General features: G+C 74.2%; 3 protein-coding genes. 1 reads left to right on the forward strand and 2 read right to left on the reverse strand.

Going from position 1 to position 2701, the window contains the following annotated elements; genetic code table 11:
• Positions 1 to 1576, forward strand: a 1576-nt coding sequence (locus AB0C29_RS42450) for a molybdopterin cofactor-binding domain-containing protein (protein ID WP_360833185.1), incomplete at its 5' end; no start/stop codon positions are given.
• A 21-nt stretch (positions 1577 to 1597) separates the two neighbouring features.
• Here AB0C29_RS42450 and AB0C29_RS42455 read toward each other — a convergent pair.
• Together AB0C29_RS42455 and AB0C29_RS42460 are read right to left on the reverse strand one after the other, a co-directional pair.
• Positions 1598 to 2242 carry a response regulator transcription factor gene (locus AB0C29_RS42455; protein ID WP_360833187.1) on the reverse strand — a complete coding sequence of 215 codons (645 nt, stop codon included), beginning with the start codon at positions 2240 to 2242 and terminating at the stop codon, positions 1598 to 1600.
• The coding region (locus AB0C29_RS42460) for an ATP-binding protein (RefSeq protein ID WP_360833189.1) at positions 2233 to 2701 on the reverse strand (469 nt) is incomplete at its 5' end. The genes AB0C29_RS42460 and AB0C29_RS42455, both read right to left, overlap by 10 nt.

Raw genomic sequence — 2701 nt, forward strand, 5'->3', positions numbered from 1 at the left:
GCAGACCCCGTTCCTGACCCGGCGGGCCCTGGCCGAGCTGTTCGAGCTGCGGCCGGACCAGGTGCGGGTGCTGACCGGCCGGGTCGGCGGCGGCTTCGGCGGCAAGCAGGAGATGCTGGTCGAGGACCTGGTGGCGCTGGCCGTACGGCGCACCGGCCGGCCGGTGAAGCTGGAGTACACCCGCGCCGAGCAGTTCACCTCGGCGACGACCAGGCACCCCTTCACCGTACGGATGAAAGCCGGCGCCCGCCGCGACGGCACCCTGACCGCCCTGTCCCTGCGGGTCGTCTCGGACACCGGCGCGTACGGCAACCACGGCCCGGCGGTGATGTACCACGCCTGCCACGAGTCGATCGCCGTCTACCGCTGCGCGAGCAAGAAGGTCGACGCGTACGCGGTCTACACCAACACCGTCCCCTCCGGAGCGTTCCGCGGCTACGGCCTGGGCCAGGTGTCGTTCGCCGTCGAGTCGGTGCTCGACGAGCTGGCCCGGCGGCTCGGGCTGGATCCGGTGCTGCTGCGCGAACGCAACATCGTGCGTCCCGGGGAGCCCCTGGCCGCGCCCGGTGACCACGCCGATGACCTGATCATCGCCAGCTACGGCCTCGACCAGTGCCTGGACGCCGTACGGGCGGCGGCCGCCGAGCCGATCACGCAGCCGGTGCCCGACGGCTGGCAGGTCGGGGAAGGCATGGCCCTGGCCATGATCGCCGCCGGGCCGCCCGGCGGGCACTTCGCCGACGCCGCGATCACCCTGCTGCCCGACGGCCGCTACGAGATAGCCGTCGGCACGACCGAGTTCGGCAACGGCAGCACCACCGTGCACGCCCAGCTGGCCGCGGACACGCTCGGCACGACTCCGGACCGGATCCTGGTCCGCCAGTCCGACACCGACGTGGTCGCCCACGACACCGGCGCGTTCGCCTCGACCGGCGTGGTGGTGGCCGGTCAGGCCGTCCTGCACGCGGCCCGGGCCCTGCGCGAGCGGCTGCTGGTGCTGGCCGGGCCGGGCGCGGTCCGGCTGGGCGTCGACGCCGTGACCCTGCAGCAGAGTCAGCTCAGCCTCAAGGATCTGGCCGCGTCGGCACGCGAACCGGTACGCGCCGAGGGGCACTGGACCGGCACCCCGCGCTCGGTGGCGTTCAACGTGCAGTGGTTCCGCGTCGCCGTCGATCCGGGCACCGGTGAGCTGCGGATCCTGCGCAGCGTGCACAGCGCCGACGCGGGCACCGTGCTCAACCCGCTGCAGACCCGCGGCCAGATCGAGGGCGGGGTCGCCCAGGCGCTGGGCGCAACGCTGGCCGAGCACGTGGACATCGACGCCCAGGGCCGGGTCACCACGGCCGGGTTCCGGCAGTACCACCTGCCGACCCTGGCCGACGTGCCGCCGACCGAGGTCGTGTTCGCCCGGACCGAGGACGCGATCGGCCCGCTCGGGGCCAAGTCGATGAGCGAGAGCCCGTTCAACCCGGTGGCGCCGGCCCTGGCCAACGCCCTGCGCGACGCCACCGGGGTGCGCTTCACCGAGCTGCCGTTCACCCGCGACCGCATCTGGCAGCGCCTGCAGGCCGGCTGAGCCCGGCCGGCTGACCCTGTGTCAGCTGCGCAGGAACAGCAGCACGGCCAGGACCCGGCGGCTCTCGCTGCCGGTGGCGGGCAGGCCGAGCTTGCCGAAGATGCTGGACACGTACTTCTCCACCGCGCGCAGGGTGATCACCAGACGGTCGGCGATCCCCTGGTTGGACGTGCCGGCCGCCATCAGCTCCAGGACCTCCCGCTCGCGGGGCGTCAGCCGGGCCAGCGGATCGTCGCGGCGCCGGCGGGACAGCAGCGTCGACACGATCGTCGGGTCGACCGCCGAGCCGCCCGCCGCCACCCGGCGGACCGCGCCGATGAAGTCGGGGACGTCGCTGATCCTGTCCTTGAGCAGGTACCCCACGCCGTCGGCCGAGTCGGCCAGCAGGCGCATGGCCAGGCCGATCTCGACGTACTGCGACAGCACCAGGACGGCGAGACCGGGGTGGGCCGCGCGGAGCTCGATCGCGGCCCGCAGACCCTCGTCGGTGTGTGTCGGCGGCAGCCGGATGTCCACGATCACCACGTCCGGGACCTCGACGCGGACCTGCGCGCGGAGCTCCTCGGCGTCACCGCACCGGGCCAGCACCTCGAAGCCCGCGTCGGTCAGCAGCCGGGCGATGCCCTCGCGGAGCAGGACGCTGTCCTCGGCGATCGCTACCCGCACGGCAGGTCCGCCCGTACCCGGGTGCCGCCGCCGCTGGGGGTCCACACCCGCAGCATCCCGTCGAGGGCCTCCACCCGGTCGGCGAGGCCCCGCAGGCCGGTGCCGCGTTCGGTGTCGGCCCCGCCGACGCCGTCGTCGACGACCTCCACCACCAGGTCGTCACCGGTCCGGGACACCTCGACCGTCGCCGCGGTGGCCTGTGCGTGCTTGCCGATGTTGGCCAGGCTCTCGCACACGACGTAGTACGCGGCCACCTCGATCGCCTCACCGACCCGGCCGGGCAGGTCGACGGTCAGCCGCACCGGCACCGGGGCCCGGGCCGCCAGCGACTCCACCGCCACGGCCAGGCCGTGGTTGCTGACCACCGCCGGATGCTGGCCGCGGGCCAGGTCACGCAGCTCGGCCATGGACACCGCGATCTCCGTCCGGGCCTCGGTCAGCAGCGCTGCGGCCTCCGGG

The sequence above is a fragment of the Actinoplanes sp. NPDC048791 genome (assembly GCF_040650095.1).
Lineage (GTDB): Bacteria > Actinomycetota > Actinomycetes > Mycobacteriales > Micromonosporaceae > Actinoplanes.